Consider the following 18,617-nt stretch of genomic DNA (forward strand, 5'->3'; position numbering starts at 1 on the left):
CGCCGCCGGTTACGCTGCCCGGGTGATCCGGGTACTGCTGGCCGAGGACCAGTCGATGGTGCGGGAGGCGCTGGCCGCGCTGCTCGGGCTGGAGGACGAGATCGAGGTCGTCGCCCAGGTGGCCCGCGGCGACGAGGTCGTCGACGCGACCCGGGCCCATCGGCCCGACGTCGCGCTGCTGGACATCGAGATGCCGGGCCTGAGCGGGATCGACGCCGCAGCCGCGCTGCACGCGGCGGCGCCCGGGGTGCGGATCGTGATCCTCACCACCTTCGGCCGCCCCGGCTATCTGCGCCGGGCCATGGAGTCCGGCGCGGACGCCTTCCTGGTCAAGGACGCCCCCGCCGCCCAGCTCGCCGACGCGATACGGCGGGTGCTGCGCGGCGAGCGGGTCATCGACCCGACCCTGGCCGCGGCCGCCCTGGTGGACGGGGCCAGCCCGCTGACCGCGCGGGAGCGCGAGGTGCTGGGCGCCTCCGCGGACGGCTCGACCAACGCCGAGCTGGCCCGGGCGCTGGGCCTGTCACAGGGCACGGTCCGCAACTACCTCTCCACGGCCATCCAGAAGACGGCCGCCCGCAACCGGGCCGAGGCGGTCCGCATCGCCCGCGACAAGGGCTGGCTGTAACGGGCGGTAAGGGGCTTCAGTTGAGCCGGGCCCGGGCCGCGTGCGCCTGGCGCCGTACCGCCTCAGCCGCCTCCGGCTCCATCACGGCCACCACCTCCGCGTACTCCTCCAGCTCCCGCGCCCCGGTGAGGAAGTCGCCGCGCTCGACCAGCAGCTGCGCGCGCTCGTAGCGCAGCCGCGCGGGATGGCTGGGCAGCAGCAGCGCCAGCTCGACCGCCCACAGCTGGACATCGGTGCGCTCGGGTCGGGCGGTGGCCCAGGCGCGGACGTTGTTGAGGATCCGCAGCATCATGTCCAGCGGATCGGCCGGGCCCAGCACCGACGGCTCCGGCGGTGCGCCGGTGACCCCCGACACCAGCAGCGCCGCGTCCTGACCGGACAGCCTCCGGCCGCCGTCGAACGGGTCGGCCAGCACATGGTCCCCGTACGGATCGCCGAAGCCGACCACGAAGTGGCCCGGCAGCGCGACCCCGTACACCGGCGCGCCCGCCCGCCGCGCGACCTCCATCCACACCAGCGACAGCAGGATCGGCAGCCCGCGGCGGCGCCGCAGCACCTGGTGCAGCAGCGAGGAGTCCAGCCGCCGGTAGTCGGCCGCGGAGCCCCGGAAGCCGTACCGCTCGCCGAGCACCCGGGCGAGGGCGTCGGCCCAGGCGGCGGGCCCGCCGGGAGCGAACGGGACCTCACCGGCCAGCCGGTCGAGTTCGATCTGTGCCTCGTCGATCCCGGCCTCGTCCAGCCCGTCGTCGGCCACCATGCCCATCAGCAGGCACAGCAGGGCCAGGTCGGGGCGCTCCTCGCGGGCGGCATCGGCGAATCTGCGGCGTGGTGACGTCTCGTTCATGAGTGATCGGTGCTGGGTGCGCGCCAGTGGTGGTAGCTGTGGTGGAGGGTGAACCCCATGTCGTCGTAGAGGGCGTGGGCACCGCTGTTGTCCGTCTCGACCTGGAGGTACGCGGCCGAGGCGCCCTCCTCCAGCGCCCGGCGGGCCAGCGCGGTCATCACGGCCCGGGCCAGCCCCTGCCGCCGTTGCTCCGGCGCGGTCTCCACCGCCGCGAACCCGGCCCAGCGGCCGTCCACCACACAGCGCCCGATCGCGGCCGGGGCACCCTCCTCGGCCTCGCCCGGCTCTCCGCGTATCGTCGCGAACCACACCGACGGGCCGCCGGAGAGCACCGACAGCGCCTCGGGGGTGGGCCGGGAGGAGCGCTGGTAGCGGGCCAGCCAGTCGTCGTCGATCTGCCGGGAGAGCGTCACCGCCGAGGTGTCGGCGTCCTGGTCGGCGATCGGGGCCAGGGCCGCGATGCGCACCTGCGCGGAGACCTCCCGGGTCCAGCCGCGCGTCTCCAGCTCCGCGGCCAGCGACTCCTGGGTGCCCTCGGCGCCCGTGCTGACCTGGACGTACGCGGGCAGCCCGCGCTCGGCGTACCAGCCGGTCACCCGGCGCAGCGCCTCGTCGAGGCCGCAGCCGGGGTCGCCGAGCGGCAGGACGGAGTTGGCGCGCCGGGTGAACCCGCCGGATGCGCGCAGCTCCCACTCGCCCAGCGGCTCGCGCTCGGTCGGCGGCCAGCCGCGGGCGGCGACCCGGTCCAGCTCGCGCGCGTTCGCCGCCGGGCCCCGTCGGCGGGCCGGTGCGGCGGGCACCACCTTGCCCGCGACCAGCGACGACTCCTCGATCCGGACGGACTCGCCGGTGCGGCGGGTGATGTGCAGCACACCCCCGGTCCACGATGTGAGAACCCCGACCACGTCCGTGAACTTATCGGGGCCGCTCAGGTCGCCCGTAAGTAGCCTCACCGATACTCGTTTGTGCACGTCATCGGGGGTGATTCGGACCTCGAGTCGTCCGCCGGTGGTGAAATCCACTGCTCTGCCAACCCCTCATGTGCGTCTGGTGCCCAGGAACGGAGATACTAGGTGCGGGCATCGACGACGCCGCGCTCCCGCGCGATACAGCCCTAAGAGGAGGAACGACAGCGTGACCTACGTCATCGCGCAGCCTTGTGTCGACCTGAAGGACAAGGCGTGCATCGAGGAGTGCCCCGTCGACTGTATCTACGAGGGCCAGCGGTCCTTGTACATCCACCCGGACGAATGCGTCGACTGCGGGGCCTGTGAGCCGGTCTGCCCGGTCGAGGCGATCTTCTACGAGGACGACACTCCGGAAGAGTGGAAGGACTACTACAAGGCGAACGTCGAGTTCTTCGACGAGCTCGGTTCGCCCGGCGGTGCGAGCAAGCTCGGCCTGATCGAGCGCGACCACCCGTTCATCGCCGCGCTTCCGCCGCAGGAGCACGACGAGTGACCCTGCCCGGGAAGTAGACCCGGCGCGGCCTTCGGTCCCGTATGGCATGTGGCCTGCGGGACCGGGCTGTTTCCCGGGGCCCCGGCCCCGGGCTGTTCAAAAGAGAAAGAAAGCGAGCCCCCGTGCCACCCGTCTCCGCCCGCCTCCCGGTCTTCCCCTGGGACCGGCTCGAACCGTACAAGGCGACCGCCGCCGCCCATCCGGACGGCATCGTCGACCTCTCGGTGGGCACCCCCGTCGACCCGGTCCCCGAGCTGATCCGCACCGCGCTGGCCGGCGCCGCGGACAGCCCCGGCTATCCGACCGTCTGGGGCACCCCCGCGCTGCGGGACGCGCTGACCGGCTGGGTCGAGCGGCGGCTGGGCGCGGAGGGGGTCACCCACACGCAGGTGCTGCCGGTGGTCGGCTCGAAGGAGCTGGTGGCCTCGCTGCCCACGCAGCTCGGCCTCGGCCCCGGCGACAAGGTCGCCTTCCCGCGGCTCGCCTACCCGACGTACGAGGTGGGCGCGCGGCTCGCGGGCGCCGAGCCGGTGCCGTACGACGAACCTACGGACCTGGACCCGGCGGGGCTGAAGCTGCTGTGGCTGAACTCGCCGTCCAACCCCACCGGCCGGGTGCTGTCCGAGGACGAGCTGCGGGCCGCGGTCGCGTGGGCGCGGACGCACGGGGTGCTGCTGGTCAGCGACGAGTGCTACCTGGAGCTGGGCTGGGAGGCGGACCCGATGTCCGTCCTGCACCCGGAGATCTCCGGCGGGAGCTTCGACGGGCTGGTCGCGGTCCACTCGCTGTCCAAGCGGTCCAACCTGGCGGGCTACCGCGCGGCGTTCCTCGCCGGTGACGAGAGCGTGCTCGGCGAGCTGCTGAAGATCCGCAAGCACGGCGGGATGATCGTGCCCGCGCCGGTGCAGGCCGCGACGGTCGCCGCGCTCGGCGACGACAAACACGTCGCGGAGCAGCGCGAGCGCTACGAGGCGCGGCGGGCGGCGCTGCGCGGCGCGCTGGAGGGGTACGGCTTCCGCGTCGAGCACAGCGAGGCGTCGCTGTACCTGTGGGCGACCCGCGACGAGCCGTGCTGGGACACCGTGGGCGCGCTGGCCGAGCTGGGCATCCTGGTGGCGCCCGGCGAGTTCTACGGCGCGGCGGGCGGGGCACACGTCCGCGTCGCGTTCACCGCGACGGACGAGCGCGTGGCGGCGGCGGTCCGCCGCCTGACCGCCTGACCGCCAGACCGCCTGACGAGACGAACGCAGGGGCGCCCCCTGCCCCCAGCCGCCGCAGCGGCCGGGGGCAGGGGGCGCCTGGTCTTTCAGCCCAGCAGCGGCAGCCCCTTCATCGAGGGCAGGCCCTTGACCGGGAGTTCGTCGGCCTGCTGCGGGGCGCTCGGCGCGGCCTGCTGCGGTGCCGGGGCGGGCGCCGGAGCGGGCGCCGGGGCAGCGGCGGGGGCGGGGAGCGGAGCCGGTGCGGGGCGGACCGGGGCGCCCTTGGCGTGGGCGCCCTTGCCCTTGGCCAGGCCCTTGCTCATGCCCGCCGCCTTGCCCTTGCCCTTGGCGTGCAGGGCGCCCTTGCCCTTGGCGTGGGCGCCGCCCTTGCCCTTCCCCTTGCTCAGGCCCTCCTTGGCGGCGTGGGCCGCGCCCTTGCTCTTGGTCTGGGTGTCCTTGGCCGGGGCCGCCTTCTCCGCCGGGGCGGACTTGGCCGGAGCGGTCTGCGCCGGGGCGGCCTTGGACGGGAGAATCTCCTTGACGGTCCGCCCGGCCTGCTGCGAGGCGGTGTCGGCCAGCTCACCGACGGAGGAGGGGTCCAGCGCGCTCAGCCCGCCCAGCTTGGGGGTGTGCGGCAGGGCCGGATCCGCCGCACTCGCGGCGTCGGCGGCACCGACCACGGGGGTCGCGCTCGCTGCGACCAGCAGGGCGGCCCGAGCGATCCGACGCGTGAGAGGGAGGGACATGATTCTCCTTTGACGGGGGGACATTTGGCGTGAAGTGTCCAGCGATCGGACGCAGTGAATATCGCGTGAGCCGCGCGAAGGTTGCGGTAGGTCAAGGTAAAGAATTGATAATGCATCGCATTATCCGTTTACGCGCAAAACATGCGTCCACAACGACAGTCCAACGCCCCGTCAACGGCGCTGAGCTGCGGTGATCTCTCCCGTTATCGGGTGAGGCCGAGGCGTATATCCGACCCGGAACTCTTGTCGGACGTGCGCCAGCCGTCCCCTGAATTCCGCGCGCTCCATACGTGCTTGCCGTAAGAGACCCGTTCGATGCGCAACTCGTCCGAGTGAGCCACCGCCCAATAGGCAAGCTCCCAGCCGCGCTCCGTCCGGCCGCCGCGCGCCGAGGCGTCCGCCACCGGGACCAGCACCTCCCGGGAGGACCCGGCGTGCTTGCCGCCGCCCTGCCCCGTCACGTTCAGCCGCGACCGGGCCTCCGCCCCGAACTCCCGCTCCAGCGCCGCCTGGACGCGCCCCGGATCGCCCGCCTTCCCGTCGTCCGGCGGCCCCGGGCAGCTGAAGGCCGCCGCCGAACGCCCGGTGAGGGTGGCGGTCAGCACCACGGCCTCCGTCTCGTGCTTGGCGTACGCCTGCGGGAACCCGCTGTACTGCACCCGCTGCGCCGCCACCGTGAGCGGCAGCCGCGAGTAGCCGGGCACCTTGACCAGGTGGTCGTAGAACTTCCCGGCCGCGTACACCGGATCCTGGATCTGCCGTGCCGTACCCCAGCCCTGCGACGGGCGCTGCTGGAACAGGCCGAGCGAATCCCGGTCGCCGTGGGTGATGTTGCGCAGCCCCGACTCCTGGAGCGCGGTCGCGAGCGCGATGGTGACGGCCCGTTCGGGCAGCCCGCGGGCGGCGGCCACGGCCTCGATCGTCGCGGCGTTCACGGCCTGTTCGGGGTCGAGCAGCACATCGCCGCCCTCCGCCCGCGCGACACAGCGCGGCGGCCCGCCGCCACCGGTCAGCAGGTGCGCCGCTACGTACGCGGCGAGCCCCAGCAATACGGCACACGCGACCGCGGCTCGGAGCAGGCGGGGACGGCTGGAGAACACGGACCGGGGCACACCGACCACGTTACTGGGTGGCTCCGACACCGGTGCCGCCAAGGGGCCGCGGGTGGGGAAGGCCACGCCCTCCTGCGGCCGGGCCGCCGGGCCGGACGGGCTAGGGTCGCGGGTATGGCACACCCAGCACTCGACCTGTCCCTGGACGCGGCCCGGCTCACCGCCCGGCTCGTCGACTTCCCCTCGGTCAGCGGCGACGAGAAGGCGCTCGCCGACGCCGTCGAGCAGGCCCTGCGCGCCCTGCCGCACCTGACCGTCGACCGGGACGGGGACGCCGTCGTCGCCCGCACCGACCTGGGGCGTGCCGAACGGGTCGTGCTGGCCGGACACCTCGACACCGTGCCCATCGCCGACAACGTGCCCTCCCGGCTGGACGAGGACGGCACGCTGTGGGGCTGCGGCACCTCCGACATGAAGTCCGGCGTCGCCGTGCAGCTGCGCATCGCCGCGACCGTGCCCGAGCCCAACCGCGACCTCACCTTCGTCTTCTACGACCACGAGGAGGTCGCCGCCGAGCTGAACGGCCTGAAGCGGCTGTCCGAGCACCACCCCGAGTGGCTGGCCGCCGACTTCGCCGTGCTGCTGGAGGGCACCGAGGGCAAGGTCGAGGGCGGCTGCCAGGGCACGCTCCGGGTGCGGGTGACCACGAGCGGGCACCGCTCCCACTCCGCGCGCAGCTGGCTCGGCGAGAACGCCATCCACAAGGCCGCCCCGATCCTCGACCGGCTGGCCGCGTACGAGCCGCGGCACGTGGACATCGACGGGCTCACCTACCGCGAGGGGCTGAACGCGGTGGGGATCGAGGGCGGGATCGCGGGCAACGTCATCCCCGACGCCTGCGCCGTGACCGTGAACTACCGCTTCGCGCCTGACCGTTCGGAGGCCGAGGCGCTGGCCCACGTCCGCGAGGTCTTCGACGGCTTCGAGGTGACCGCCACCGACTCCGCGCCCGGCGCCCTGCCCGGGCTGTCCCACCCGTCGGCCGCCGCCTTCGTGGCGGCGATCGGTGAGGAAGCGGCCCCCAAGTTCGGCTGGACCGATGTCGCCCGCTTCTCGGCCCTCGGCGTGCCCGCCGTCAATTACGGACCCGGCGACCCCAAGCTGGCCCACACCCGCGAGGAGCACGTGGACACCGCCCTGATCCTGGAGGCCGAGGAGCGGCTGCGGGTCTGGCTGACCAGCTGAGCCGAACCCCGGCGTCCGCTTCTTCGCAGATCAGAGAACAGATGAGCGTGGCGCGGATTTCGGCCTTTCGCCGCCCGGTGGGCCTACGCTGAACCACAGATCTTTGGCAGATCTTGGCGAAGGGAGCACACACATGGGCAACGCCGAGGAAGAGCGAGCGCTGCACGAGCAGCGTCTGGGCCCGGTCGTGCGCCGTCGCCACCAGATGCGGCCCGGCACGACCGACCAGCGGCTGCTGGACACGCAGGGGGCCACCCACTGGGTGCACGAGGACCCGTTCCGGGTGATGCGCATCCAGTCGGAGTTCGTGGAGGGCTTCGGCACCCTGGCCGAACTCGGACGGGCGGTGAGCGTGTTCGGCTCCGCCCGTACGCCCGAGGGATCACCGGAGTACGAGGCCGGGGTGAAGATCGGGCGGGCCCTGGCCGAGGCCGGGTTCGGGGTGATCACCGGGGGCGGCCCCGGTGCGATGGAGGCGGCCAACCGAGGCGCCACCGAGGCGGGCGGGGTCTCCGTCGGCCTCGGCATCGAGCTGCCGTACGAGCAGGGGCTGAACCCGTACGTCGACATCGGCGTGAACTTCCGCTACTTCTTCGTGCGGAAGACGATGTTCGTGAAGTACGCGCAGGGGTTCGTGGTGCTGCCCGGCGGTCTTGGCACCCTCGACGAGTGCTTCGAGGCGCTGACCCTGGTGCAGACGAAGAAGGTGACCCGGTTCCCGATCGTTCTCTTCGGCAGCTCCTACTGGGGCGGTCTGGTCGACTGGCTGGAGAACACGCTGATCGCCCAGGGAAAGGCGTCCCAGCAGGACCTGGAGCTGTTCCACCTCACCGACGACATCGACGAGGTGGTCGACCTGGTGACCAAGGAATCCGGCTGACCGCCCCCGGGGCGTGAGCGGACCGGTGTCTCAGGCCAGTCCCCGGCGGGCGACCGCCGGGGGCCGGTGGCCCGCGATGGACGACACCATGTCCAGCACCTGACGGGTCTCGGCCACCTCGTGCACCCGGTAGACCTGGGCGCCCAGCCAGGCGGAGACCGCGGTCGTGGCGAGCGTGCCGATCACCCGCTCCTTGACCGGGCGGTCCAGCGTCTCGCCCACGAAGTCCTTGTTGGACAGCGAGACCAGGACCGGCCAGCCGGTCTCCCTCAGCTCCCCGAGCCGACGGGTGGCCTCCAGCGAGTGGCGGGTGTTCTTCCCGAAGTCATGGCCCGGGTCGATCATGATCCCGTCGCGCCGGACGCCCAGCGCGGCCGCGCGCTCCGCGAGCCCCACGGTGACCCGCAGGATGTCGGCCACCACGTCGTCGTAGCCGATCCGGTGCGGCCGGGTGCGCGGTTCGGCCCCGCCCGCGTGCGTACAGACCAGCCCGGCGCCGTACCGGGCGGCGACCTCGGCCAGCTTGGGGTCGACCCCGCCCCAGGCGTCGTTGAGCACGTCCGCCCCCGCCGCGCAGACCGCCTCGCCGACCTCGTGCCGCCAGGTGTCCACGCTGATCACCACGTCCGGATGGCGCCGCCGCACCTCGGCCACGAAGCCGACCGTGCGCCGCGCCTCCTCGGCGGCGTTCACCTCGTCCCCGGGGCCGGCCTTCACCCCGCCGATGTCGATGATCGCCGCGCCGTCCGCGACGGCCTGCTCGACGCGGGTGAGCGCGGGCTCGTCGCGGAAGGTCGCACCCTGGTCGTAGAACGAGTCCGGCGTCCGGTTGACGATCGCCATGATCACTCGCTCGTTCTCGTCGAACTCGCGTCGGCCAAGCCGCAGCATGCGTACTTCCTCTCAGGTGTCCGGCAGCGACGATAACTGTCAGTGGGGCATGGCACGATCGGGTCAGACAGTTGACGGGGCCGACGCCCCCCGCGGGCGTCATGGCCGGGCCGTCCTAACCGAGGAGAACGATCACCGTGTTCCTGTTCTTGCTGATCACGCTGGTCGTCGTGGTCGGCGCAGTCACCCTCGCCGTCGTCGGCGGCGGCGACGGGGGCCAGTTGTCCGAGGCGCCGCCCGACCGGCTGGACGACCCGCTGCCCGCCGACCGGCCGCTGGACCGGGAGGACGTGGAGGCGCTGCGGCTGCCGATGACGCTGCGCGGCTACCGGATGGCGGACGTGGACGATGTGCTGGGGCGGCTCGGCGCCGAGCTGGCCGAGCGGGACGCCCGGATCGCCGAGCTGGAGGAGGCCCTGGCGGGCGCGCGGGCCCCGGGCTTCGGGGACGGCGAGCCGGCCGAGGGCCCGGGGGACTACCCGCCGGAGTATCCGGCGGACTTCGAGGGGAGCGGATCGTGAGCGGTCAGGGGACGGTCGTCGGAGCGGACGGCCTGGCGCGCTGCCCGTGGGGGCTGGAGACCGAGTCCATGGCGGACTACCGGGTGTACCACGACACGGAGTGGGCCCGTCCGGTCCGCGGCGATGACGCGCTGTACGAGCGGATCTGTCTGGAGGCGTTCCAGTCCGGGCTGTCCTGGATCACGATCCTGCGCCGCCGGGAGGGGTTCCGGGCCGCCTTCGCCGACTTCCGGATCAAGGCGGTCGCGGAGTTCACCGAGGCCGACGAGCAGCGGCTGCTCGCCGACCCCGGCATCATCCGCAACCGGGCCAAGATCGCTGCCACGATCGGGAACGCCCGGGCGGCGGCGGACATGGCTGAGGGCGAGCTGGACGAGCTGATCTGGTCCCATGCCCCCGACCCCGCCACCCGCGCGGTCCCGCACACCGCGGCCGACGTCCCGGCGATCACCCCGGAGTCCACGGCGCTCAGCCGAGCGCTGAAGAAGCGCGGCTTCCGCTTCGTCGGCCCCACCACGGCCTACGCGCTGATGCAGGCCTGCGGCCTGGTCAACGACCACTTGGCCGACTGCCACGTCCGCGATCGCGTCTGACCGCCGGGACCCGGTGCGTCGCCGCGGGTCAGCGGCCCGTGAACCGCGGCTGCTGCTTCTGGACGAAGGCGTCCACCGCGGTGCGGTGGTCCTCCGAGGCGCCCGCCCGGCGCTGTAGCTCGTCCTCCTTGGTCAGGGAGTCGGTGAGGCTGTGGCAGGACGCGTAGCCGAGCGATTCCTTGATCGCCGCATAGGCCGCGGTCGGGCCCTCGGCCAGCCGCCGGGCGACCGCCGCGGCCTCGGCGGGCAGCTCCGCGGCGGGCACGACCCGGTTGACCATGCCCAGCTCCAGCGCCTCCGCCGAACTGACGTTGCGGGGGAAGAGCAGCAGGTCGGCGGCGCGGCCGTGGCCGATCAGGCGCTGGAGGGTCCAGGAGACGCCGGAGTCGGCGGTGAGCGCGACGCCCGCGAACGAGGTGTTGAACGAGGCGGTGTCGGCCACGATCCGGTAGTCGGCGGCGAACGCGAAGCCCGCCCCGGCCCCGGCCGCGACCCCGTTCACCGCGGCGACCACCGGCTTCGGCATCCCCGCGATCGCGGTCACGATCGGGTTGTAGTGCAGCGAGACGGTGCTCATCGTCGAGCCCTCGCCCTGGTCCCCGTGGGCGTGCGCCTCGCGGTCGGCGGCCAGCAGCCCGATGTGCTCCTTGAGGTCCTGCCCGACGCAGAACGCGCGCCCGGTGCCGATGAGCAGGACGGCCCGGACCGCCGGATCCTCCGCGGCCTGGAGCAGCGCGTCGCGCAGCGCCACCTTGGTGTCGATGTTGAGCGCGTTCATGGCGTCGGGACGATTCAGGGTGATCGTCGCGAGGCCGTCGGCCAGGTCGTAGAGCACGGTGTCGGTCATAAGCGGCCCTCCGGTGGGCAGGTGTTCGGACGCGGCGGGCGTACGTTATCGCGATCGCCTCCCCGAATTGAGTGGTTTTGGGGGAGCGCCGTGCACGGGGGTTGCCGACCGATGTTGGTCATCGGGTCATGGCATGCGGGATAATGAATGAGAAGCAACGTGTTCGATGCCGGTGACGCCTGGGTTGTCGGCTGCGATGAGCTGGTTTCAGGAAGGGGAACGAGCATGGCGGCCATGAAGCCGCGGACGGGCGACGGCCCGCTCGAGGTGACCAAGGAGGGGCGGGGCATCGTCATGCGCGTTCCGCTCGAAGGCGGCGGTCGGCTCGTCGTCGAGCTGACACCCGACGAGGCCGACGCGCTCGGCGATGCACTGAAGAAGGTTGTCGGCTGAGCCACCGGCCCCACCATCACCCGAGCCCCGCCCCGGCGTCCGGTACGAGGTAACCGGACGCCGGGGCGGCGCTGTGTGCGGGGCATGTGCGGGGTCTCGGGCCGCCGCCGTGACGTTCCGGTCCCAGCTTGGTCTCAGCTGCCGCGGTTGACCGCGCACAGCAGGCCGTCCCCGACCGGGAGCAGCGAGGACTGGAGCACGGTGGACTCGCGTACGGTGCGCAGCAGCTCGCGCAGCCGCAGCACCTCGGCGGGCTGGGCGGCGGAGTCCACGGTCCGCCCGTTGGCGAAGACCCCCTCGAAGCAGACCAGGCCGCCCGGCCGCAGCAGCCGCAGGGCTTCCTCCAGGTAGTCCAGGCACTCCAGTCGGTCACCGTCGCAGAACACCAGGTCGTAACCGCCGTCGGCGAGCCGGGGGAGGACGTCCAGGGCGCGGCCGGGGATGAAGCGCGCCCGGTTGCCGGCGAACCCGGCGGCCCGGAACGCCTGCTTGGCGAACTGCTGCATCTCGGGTTCGGTGTCGACGGTGGTCAGCACGCCGTCGGGGCGCATGCCGTGCAGCAGATGGATGCCGGAGACGCCGGTCCCGGTGCCGATCTCGGCGACGGCCTTGGCGTCCGCGGCGGCGGCGAGCAGGCGCAGCGCCGCGCCGGTGCCCGCGGACACCGAGCGCAGCCCTGCCTCCCGGGCCCGGTCACGGGCCCAGTGAAGGGCTTCGTCCTCGGCGACGAACGCGTCGGCGAACGCCCAGCTCGTCTGCCGGTTGCCGGTAATGACCCTCTCCTGTCCCCGTAGTTGGCGCAACGGTGACTGTATCCGCTGCGCACGGGAACCCGCAGATGGGACCAGGCGTTGAGGAGAGAAGGGGGGACCGTATGGATCACGGCCAAATGCAGGTCAAAAATACTTATCCGGAGCTAACGGGCGAGGTGGATATGGTAGGGGCTCTACTGGACACCACCAGAGCCGACAGGGGAGGTGCGGCTACGGCCGGTGACCGGAGAGTGCTGAGGCGCTTTCGCAGGTCAGCGGGCGAGCCGAAATCCGTGACCGACACCGCTGACCGTTCCCGTTCCGCCGACTCCACCACCGCGACCTTTGCCACTACCGCGTCGTTCGGTGCGGAGGGGGATTCCCCGGCGTGGACGCCTCCCACCTGGGAGGAGATCGTCAGCACGCACAGCGCACGGGTCTATCGCCTCGCCTACCGGCTCACCGGTAACCAGCACGACGCCGAGGACCTCACCCAGGAGGTGTTCGTCCGCGTCTTCCGCTCGCTGTCGACGTACACCCCGGGCACCTTCGAGGGCTGGCTGCACCGCATCACCACCAATCTCTTCCTCGACATGGTCCGCCGTCGCCAGCGCATCCGCTTCGACGCACTCGCCGAGGACGCGGCCGAGCGGCTCCCCAGCCGCGAGCCCTCCCCCCAGCAGCACTTCAACGACACCCACTTCGACGCCGATGTGCAGCAGGCGCTCGACACCCTCGCGCCGGAGTTCCGCGCGGCCGTCGTGCTCTGTGACATCGAGGGGCTGTCGTACGAGGAGATCGCCGCGACGCTCGGTGTCAAGCTGGGCACCGTGCGCAGCCGGATCCACCGTGGCCGCTCCCATCTGCGCAAGGCGCTCCAGCACCGTGCTCCGGCGGGCGCGCGTGCCGAGCAGCAGCGCGAGGTCGCCGCGGTGGCGCCGCGGGTCTCCGGACCGCGGCTGAGTGGGGAGGTCGGGATCGCGTGACCCGATCAGGCGGTCCGTCCCCCGCCGAGCAGCATCTCGGCGACCGCCTTGCGGCTCTGGTCGACGGTGAACTCGGGCATGACGCGCGTGAGCGCGTCCTCGCGCACCTGGCGACGTGCTGTAAGTGCAAGGCGGAGGCCGACGCGCAGCGGCGGCTGAAGAGCGTGTTCGCCGAGACGGCGCCCCCGGCGCCGTCCGAGGGCTTCCTGGCCCGTCTCCAGGGCCTCCCGGCCATCGGCGGCGACGACGGCCCGGACGGCCCGGGTGGCGGTTCCCCCTTCGCGGACCCGGGCGTCCTGGGCCTGCGTGGCGGCGCGCGGGACGTACGGAGCGACGCACCGGACGTGCGGGCGTCGGAGCGCAGACGGGAGCAGGCGTTCGCCTATCTGCCCGCGGTGGCACCGGTGGACCCGGTCGCCGCGGTCTCGGCACACCGGCAGCGCGGCTTCCGGATCCATGAGGTCGAGCGCCCCGCGCCGCGCCGCCGCTTCGCCTTCGCGGCCGCGGGTGCGGTGTCCCTGGCCGCCTTCGCGCTCGGCGCCGCCCTGCCGCTGGAGGCGGCGGTCGACCCCGGCCCCCGGACGGACGGCTCGGACACCGCGGTCACCCCGGTCGACGCCGACGCCGTCGGCACGGGCACCCGCGAGCGGACCGGCGGCGACGTGGGCCTGCTGGCCACCACCGAGACGCGCCCGGCCGGGCTCCCGTCCCCGAGCGCGACCCCGAGCCACCCGGTGCTGAGCCCCTCCGGTGCCGCGGTGAACCCGCTGATACAGCCGGTCCTGTCGGTCACGGACCTGCTGCGGGCCCCGACCTCCACCCCGGCGGCGCCCGCGCCGACCCAGCTGGAGGGCCCGACCCAGCCCGCGTCGAGCACCCCCTACCTGGGCTTCAGCACGCCCCCGCCCTAGGGGATGCCTTGCCGATCATGCCGGGCTCCCGACGCCTGGCACGGCACCTCGCGGCGCCGCGCTCGTCGCACGCAGCGCCGCTCGCTGATCCGGCCTGATCGACAAGACACCCCCTGGGGATCCCGGGGATCCCCGGAGATCGTGGGATTCTGCGCAATATCGCTCACACGTCCGGTCGTTCCCCTCGTTCCGCGCACGCGGGCCCGGGTGGACTGATTGAATCGCTTTCGGGCAGCCCTGCCCTGTCGGGGGCACCCCCGACGGTGGCCGCGGGCGAGCCGAAGAGTCGCGGTGACGTATGACCCGGGCGGCGCGATGGGCGCCCGCTTGCGGGAACTTGGGGAGATCATGGACGAGCGGAAGGCCCCCGGGCCCAAGCCGAAGTGGTGGAGCCGTCCGGTCGCAGGACCCGGCGACCGGCAGTCGGACGACGCGGCGGAGAGCGGCGCGGAGCCGTCGGCGGAGGCGGCAGCGGAGACGGCGGCCGAGCGGGCGGTGCCGTCCGGGCCGGAGCCCGAGCGGCCGGCCGGTGCCGGAGACGGCCGCGAGGCGGCGGACGGGGCCCGTGCGGGCGCCGCGCGGCCGCTCCACGAGCCCGATCCGTACAGCACCCCGCCCTACGGCGGCCCCGGGCCCTGGGCCCCGGCCCCGCCCGTACAGCACCCGGGCACGACCCCGGCGCACGGCACCCACCTGCCGCCCGGCGCCGTCCCGCAGCCCGGGAACGCGCAGCCCGGGACTCCACAGCCCGGAATGCCGCAGCCCGGGACGATGACCCCGGCGCACGGCACCCAGCTGCCGCCCGGCGGTCATGGCGCGCCGCCGCCGCCCGCTGCGCACTCCGAGATGCTGCCCCCCGCCGAGGGCACCCCCGTCCCGGCCCAGTGGCAGACCTACGACCCCTGGACCGTGGCCCCGCCTCCCGCCGAGCGCAAGGTGGTCTCCCGCCGCGGCGCGTTCGTCGCCGTCCTGCTGATCGCGCTGATCGCGGGGTGCCTGGGCGGCGGCATCGGCGCGTACGTCGAGCGCGACCGGGCCTCGGGGGGCGTCGACGTGAAGCTTCCGCAGGCGCCCCTGGAGAAGGGCACCCGCGCTCCGGGCAGCGTCGCGGGCATCGCCTCCAGCGCGCTGCCGGGCGTGGTGACCATCCATGTCAGCGGCAGTTCCGAGGAGGGCACCGGCACCGGGTTCGTCCTCGACAAGCAGGGCCACATCCTCACCAACAACCATGTCGTGGCGCCCGCCGGTTCCGAGGGCGACATATCGGTGACCTTCAACGGCGGTCAGACCGCCCGCGCCGAGCTGGTCGGCCGGGACGCCGGGTACGACCTGGCGGTCATCCGGGTCGAGGGCGTCTCCGGGCTGAGCCCGCTGCCGCTGGGCAACTCCGACTCTGTCCGGGTCGGCGATCCGGTGGTGGCGATCGGCGCCCCGTTCGACCTGGCGGGCACGGTCACCTCCGGGATCATCAGCGCCAAGGAGCGCCCGATCACCGCGGGCGGCGAGAAGGAGGACGGCAGCGACATCTCGTATGTCGACGCGCTCCAGACCGACGCCCCGATCAACCCGGGCAACTCCGGCGGCCCGCTGGTCGACGGCAAGGCGCGGGTCATCGGGATCAACAGCGCCATCCGGGCCGCCGACGACGGCGCCGAGCTGGGCGGTCAGGGCGGCTCCATCGGTCTGGGCTTCGCGATCCCGATCAACCAGGGCAAGCGGGTCGCCGAGGAGCTGATCAACACCGGCAAGGCCACCCACCCCGTGATCGGCGTCACGCTCAACATGGAGTACACGGGCGACGGTGCCCGGGTGAACAGCAAGGGCGCCGCCGGGTCGCCGGTCACCCCGGGCGGGCCGGGCGACAAGGCGGGGATCGAGGCCGGTGACGTGATCACCGAGGTGGACGGCGTCCGGGTGCACAGCGGCCAGGAGCTGATCGTCAAGATCCGCAGTCACCGCCCCGGCGACCGGCTCCGGCTGACCCTCAAGCGGGACGGCGACGAGCGCACCGTGGAGCTGACGCTGGGCTCGGCGAGCAGCGACGGCTAGACGGCCAGAGCGCCCGCCACGGCGGCCGGAGGGCGGCCCCCTGGCGCCCGATGTTGGCCCGGGCGTCTCCCGCGGCGCCCCCGCCGACAGGTACGGTGTTGAGTGGCCCACTCAGGGTTTCGGACGTCTTCTAGGAGCTGCAAGGTGTTGGACATAGGACCTCTCGAGCTCATCGCGCTCGTTGTCCTTGCGGTGCTCATCTTCGGCCCGGACAAGCTTCCGAAGGTCATCCGGGACGTGTCGCAGTTCATCCGCAAGATCCGGGAGTTCTCCGACAGCGCCAAGGAGGACATCCGCTCCGAGCTGGGGCCCGAGTTCAAGGACTTCGAGTTCGAGGACCTGAACCCCAAGACCTTCGTGCGCAAGCATGTGCTCGACTCCGATGAGCTGGGCCTGAAGGAGATCCAGAACGGGTTCGACCTCCGCAAGGAGATGGCCGAGGTCGCCGACTCCGTGAACGGCCGGGAGAGTGACGTCGCACACGGCTCTTCAGGGGGCTCCGGTGCCACTCCGCCGTCCCTGTCCAAGGGCGATTCCGGCACCCCTGACCTGCTGCGCAAGCGTGATGACCAGCCTCGCGAGGACCGTCCGCCTTTCGACTCCGACGCCACTTGATCCCCCCGTATGCCCGGGCTGGTTGACCCGTATGGCTATCCTCCCTTTGTCCGGGGTGAGGTCGCCCGATGGGGGGCGGGCCGCCCACGACGAAGGGCAACGAGGAGGCTCCGCGCACATGGGCACGACGAGTCGGCTAGGGGTGCATGGGGTGGACGGTACGGCGCAGGGGATGCCCGCCGGGGCTCGGCGGAGCGTCGACGGCTATCTGATGGCCGCCTTCCCCTGGTACGGCCTTGACGAGGCGTTCACCGGGCCGCGCTGGCTCATGCAGGTGGGTACGGCCGCCGATGGCCGGGTGGAGTACGGCTCGACCGGGCATGGCGAGGAGCCGTCGCTGCGCGTCGAGACCGATATGGACCAGCAGCGCTTCACGGTGGTGGTGACCGTCGGTGGCCGCCCCGTGCGGGACAGCGCGGACGGCACCGGCAAGCTGGAGGCCACCTCGGTCTCCTCGGCCGCCTGGCTGGCCGGCTCGGGCCTGCTGTCATGCACCTGGCCGACCCGCATGGAGCGGGGACTGCGCCAGGACTGGCTGGACCAGCAGACCGCGATCGCCTGGGAGCTGGCGGACGCCCTGGACGGCGAGGAGTGGTCGCCGCTGTCGCTGCCGGTGGACGGCGTGCCGACCGACTTCCACTACCGCGAGTCGGAGTACGGCTGGGTGCTGGCCGGGTCGGCGGGCGAGAGCGTGCACATCGGGGCGTACGGGCGCGGGATGAGCGCCTACGGCCTGGGCTTCTCGGTGATCAAGGACATCACCGGCTACGACGCATAGGAGTACGGCTGCGCGGGGGCGGCCTCATGGGTGAGTCCATGAGGCCGCCCCGCGCCCGTACGACCGCTCAGAACTTGTTGCGCGGCGTGACGCCCAGCGACATGCCCGCCAGACCCCGCTGCCGTCCGCCGATCTTGCCCGCGATCGCCCGCAGCGCGCTGCCCGCGGGGGAGTCGGGGTCGGACAGCACGACCGGCTTGCCGTCGTCGCCGCCCTCGCGCAGCCGGACGTCGATCGGGATGGCGCCCAGCACCGGCACCGTCGTCCCGGTGGTCCGGGACAGCCCCTCGGCGACGGTCTGCCCGCCGCCGGTGCCGAAGACGTCGACCATCTCGTCGCAGTGCGGGCAGGGCAGCCCGGACATGTTCTCCACCACACCGACGATCTTCTGATGGGTCTGGACGGCGATCGAGCCCGCCCGCTCGGCCACCTCGGCGGCGGCCTGCTGCGGCGTCGTCACCACCAGGATCTCGGCGCCCGGCACCAGCTGGGCGACGGAGATCGCGATGTCGCCGGTGCCCGGCGGCAGGTCCAGCAGCAGGACGTCGAGGTCGCCCCAGTAGACGTCGGCCAGGAACTGCTGGAGGGCGCGGTGCAGCATCGGTCCGCGCCACACCACCGGGGCGTTGCCCGGGGTGAACATCCCGATCGAGATCACCTTCACGCCGTTCGCCGACGGCGGCATGATCATGTCCTCGACCTGGGTCGGCCGCCCGTCGGCGCCCAGCATGCGCGGCACCGAGTGGCCGTAGATGTCGGCGTCCACGACACCGACCTTGAGCCCGTCGTCGGCCATCGCGGCGGCCAGGTTGACCGTCACCGACGACTTGCCGACGCCGCCCTTGCCGGACGCGACCGCGTACACCCGGGTCAGCGAGCCGGGCTTGGCGAACGGCACCTCGCGCTCGGCCTGGCCGCCGCGCAGCGAGGTCGCCAGCTCGCGCCGCTGCTCGTCGCTCATCACGTCCAGCTCGACGGTGACGCCCGTCACCCCGCCGACCTGGCCGACCGCGTCCCGCACCCGGCTGGTGATCGTCTCCCGCATCGGACAGCCGGCGACCGTGAGGTAGACCTCCACCGCGACCGTGCCGTCCGACGCGATCTCGACGGATTTGACCATGCCGAGGTCGGTGATCGGCTTGTGGATCTCCGGGTCGTTGACCGTGGCGAGCGCGGCGCGCACCGCGTCTTCGCTCGGTGCCGGGACAGTGTCGGTAGCCATAAAG

The 18,617-nt window shown here is 72.9% G+C and carries 21 protein-coding genes; 13 read left to right on the top strand and 8 right to left on the bottom strand.

The window, feature by feature from the left end; genetic code table 11:
* Window positions 1-55: 55 nt before the first annotated feature.
* The gene (locus HYQ63_RS27735) at window positions 56-628 is read left to right on the top strand and encodes a DNA-binding response regulator (RefSeq protein ID WP_257232651.1); all 573 of its coding nucleotides are present in this window, start codon (window positions 56-58) and stop codon (window positions 626-628) included.
* Between the two features lie 16 nt (window positions 629-644).
* Here HYQ63_RS27735 and HYQ63_RS27740 read toward each other — a convergent pair whose 3' ends face one another.
* Both HYQ63_RS27740 and HYQ63_RS27745 read right to left on the bottom strand, forming a co-directional pair.
* On the bottom strand, window positions 645-1,472 hold the full coding sequence (locus HYQ63_RS27740) for a transglutaminase-like domain-containing protein (RefSeq protein ID WP_179936609.1): 828 nt from the start codon (window positions 1,470-1,472) through the stop codon (window positions 645-647).
* Entirely contained in the window at window positions 1,469-2,494 is a 1,026-nt protein-coding gene (locus tag HYQ63_RS27745) for a GNAT family N-acetyltransferase (RefSeq protein WP_179936610.1), read from the bottom strand. The genes HYQ63_RS27740 and HYQ63_RS27745 overlap by 4 nt, the downstream gene beginning before the upstream one ends.
* Before the next feature lie 112 nt (window positions 2,495-2,606).
* On the opposite strand from HYQ63_RS27745, the gene fdxA reads away from it, so the two are divergent.
* Both fdxA and dapC read left to right on the top strand, forming a co-directional pair.
* Window positions 2,607-2,933, top strand: a complete 327-nt coding sequence (gene fdxA / locus HYQ63_RS27750; protein WP_014054705.1) for a ferredoxin — start codon at window positions 2,607-2,609, stop codon at window positions 2,931-2,933.
* 122 nt (window positions 2,934-3,055) lie between these two features.
* Window positions 3,056-4,153 (top strand): succinyldiaminopimelate transaminase, encoded by a 1,098-nt coding sequence (dapC, locus tag HYQ63_RS27755; protein WP_179936611.1) that lies wholly within the window; start codon window positions 3,056-3,058, stop codon window positions 4,151-4,153.
* Window positions 4,154-4,239: 86 nt separating this feature from the next.
* On the opposite strand, the gene HYQ63_RS46105 is transcribed toward dapC, so the two are convergent.
* Together HYQ63_RS46105 and HYQ63_RS27765 are read right to left on the bottom strand one after the other, a co-directional pair.
* Entirely contained in the window at window positions 4,240-4,878 is a 639-nt protein-coding gene (locus HYQ63_RS46105) for a hypothetical protein (protein WP_373689148.1), read from the bottom strand.
* Between the two features lie 203 nt (window positions 4,879-5,081).
* Window positions 5,082-5,999: a hypothetical protein gene (locus HYQ63_RS27765; protein ID WP_179940578.1), complete on the bottom strand. Its 918-nt coding sequence runs from the start codon at window positions 5,997-5,999 to the stop codon at window positions 5,082-5,084.
* A gap of 105 nt (window positions 6,000-6,104) precedes the next feature.
* Between HYQ63_RS27765 and dapE the strand changes: the two genes are divergently transcribed.
* Window positions 6,105-7,175, top strand: coding sequence for a succinyl-diaminopimelate desuccinylase (gene dapE / locus HYQ63_RS27770; protein WP_179936612.1), 1,071 nt, complete (start codon window positions 6,105-6,107; stop codon window positions 7,173-7,175).
* 133 nt (window positions 7,176-7,308) lie between these two features.
* A complete protein-coding gene (locus tag HYQ63_RS27775; protein ID WP_179936613.1) occupies window positions 7,309-8,055 on the top strand; it encodes a TIGR00730 family Rossman fold protein in 747 nt (248 codons plus the stop codon).
* A 30-nt stretch (window positions 8,056-8,085) separates the two neighbouring features.
* Here the strand turns inward: HYQ63_RS27775 and folP are convergent, their stop codons facing one another.
* The gene (folP, locus tag HYQ63_RS27780; RefSeq protein WP_179936614.1) at window positions 8,086-8,946 is read right to left on the bottom strand and encodes a dihydropteroate synthase; all 861 of its coding nucleotides are present in this window, start codon (window positions 8,944-8,946) and stop codon (window positions 8,086-8,088) included.
* A gap of 137 nt (window positions 8,947-9,083) precedes the next feature.
* Here folP and HYQ63_RS27785 point away from each other — a divergent pair, with 137 nt between their 5' ends.
* Both HYQ63_RS27785 and HYQ63_RS27790 read left to right on the top strand, forming a co-directional pair.
* Window positions 9,084-9,467, top strand: coding sequence for a DivIVA domain-containing protein (locus HYQ63_RS27785; RefSeq protein ID WP_179936615.1), 384 nt, complete (start codon window positions 9,084-9,086; stop codon window positions 9,465-9,467).
* On the top strand, window positions 9,464-10,060 hold the full coding sequence (locus HYQ63_RS27790) for a DNA-3-methyladenine glycosylase I (RefSeq protein ID WP_179936616.1): 597 nt from the start codon (window positions 9,464-9,466) through the stop codon (window positions 10,058-10,060). Before HYQ63_RS27785 ends, HYQ63_RS27790 begins: the two co-directional genes overlap by 4 nt.
* A 28-nt stretch (window positions 10,061-10,088) precedes the next feature.
* On the opposite strand, the gene HYQ63_RS27795 is transcribed toward HYQ63_RS27790, so the two are convergent.
* On the bottom strand, window positions 10,089-10,907 hold the full coding sequence (locus HYQ63_RS27795) for an enoyl-CoA hydratase-related protein (protein ID WP_179936617.1): 819 nt from the start codon (window positions 10,905-10,907) through the stop codon (window positions 10,089-10,091).
* A 225-nt stretch (window positions 10,908-11,132) separates the two neighbouring features.
* On the opposite strand from HYQ63_RS27795, the gene HYQ63_RS27800 reads away from it, so the two are divergent.
* Entirely contained in the window at window positions 11,133-11,300 is a 168-nt protein-coding gene (locus HYQ63_RS27800; RefSeq protein ID WP_003966491.1) for a DUF3117 domain-containing protein, read from the top strand.
* Between the two features lie 134 nt (window positions 11,301-11,434).
* On the opposite strand, the gene HYQ63_RS27805 is transcribed toward HYQ63_RS27800, so the two are convergent.
* Window positions 11,435-12,103 (bottom strand): O-methyltransferase, encoded by a 669-nt coding sequence (locus HYQ63_RS27805; protein WP_179936618.1) that lies wholly within the window; start codon window positions 12,101-12,103, stop codon window positions 11,435-11,437.
* Window positions 12,104-12,234: 131 nt separating this feature from the next.
* Between HYQ63_RS27805 and sigE the strand changes: the two genes are divergently transcribed.
* From sigE to HYQ63_RS27830, 5 genes are all read left to right on the top strand, one after another.
* On the top strand, window positions 12,235-13,038 hold the full coding sequence (gene sigE, locus HYQ63_RS27810; protein WP_246097138.1) for an RNA polymerase sigma factor SigE: 804 nt from the start codon (window positions 12,235-12,237) through the stop codon (window positions 13,036-13,038).
* Entirely contained in the window at window positions 13,035-13,949 is a 915-nt protein-coding gene (locus HYQ63_RS27815) for an anti-sigma factor (protein ID WP_179936619.1), read from the top strand. The genes sigE and HYQ63_RS27815 overlap by 4 nt, the downstream gene beginning before the upstream one ends.
* 348 nt (window positions 13,950-14,297) lie before the next feature.
* Complete coding sequence (locus tag HYQ63_RS27820) at window positions 14,298-15,998, top strand: S1C family serine protease (RefSeq protein WP_179940580.1); 1,701 nt, start codon at window positions 14,298-14,300, stop codon at window positions 15,996-15,998.
* A 144-nt stretch (window positions 15,999-16,142) separates the two neighbouring features.
* Window positions 16,143-16,613: a sec-independent translocase gene (locus tag HYQ63_RS27825; RefSeq protein ID WP_179936620.1), complete on the top strand. Its 471-nt coding sequence runs from the start codon at window positions 16,143-16,145 to the stop codon at window positions 16,611-16,613.
* 118 nt (window positions 16,614-16,731) lie between these two features.
* Window positions 16,732-17,391 carry a hypothetical protein gene (locus tag HYQ63_RS27830; RefSeq protein ID WP_179936621.1) on the top strand — a complete coding sequence of 220 codons (660 nt, stop codon included), beginning with the start codon at window positions 16,732-16,734 and terminating at the stop codon, window positions 17,389-17,391.
* Between the two features lie 67 nt (window positions 17,392-17,458).
* Here the strand turns inward: HYQ63_RS27830 and HYQ63_RS27835 are convergent, their stop codons facing one another.
* A complete protein-coding gene (locus tag HYQ63_RS27835) occupies window positions 17,459-18,613 on the bottom strand; it encodes an Mrp/NBP35 family ATP-binding protein (protein WP_179936622.1) in 1,155 nt (384 codons plus the stop codon).
* Between the last annotated feature and the right edge of the window lie 4 nt (window positions 18,614-18,617).

It is taken from the genome of Streptomyces sp. Rer75, from assembly GCF_013414305.1.
Lineage (GTDB): Bacteria > Actinomycetota > Actinomycetes > Streptomycetales > Streptomycetaceae > Streptomyces > Streptomyces himastatinicus.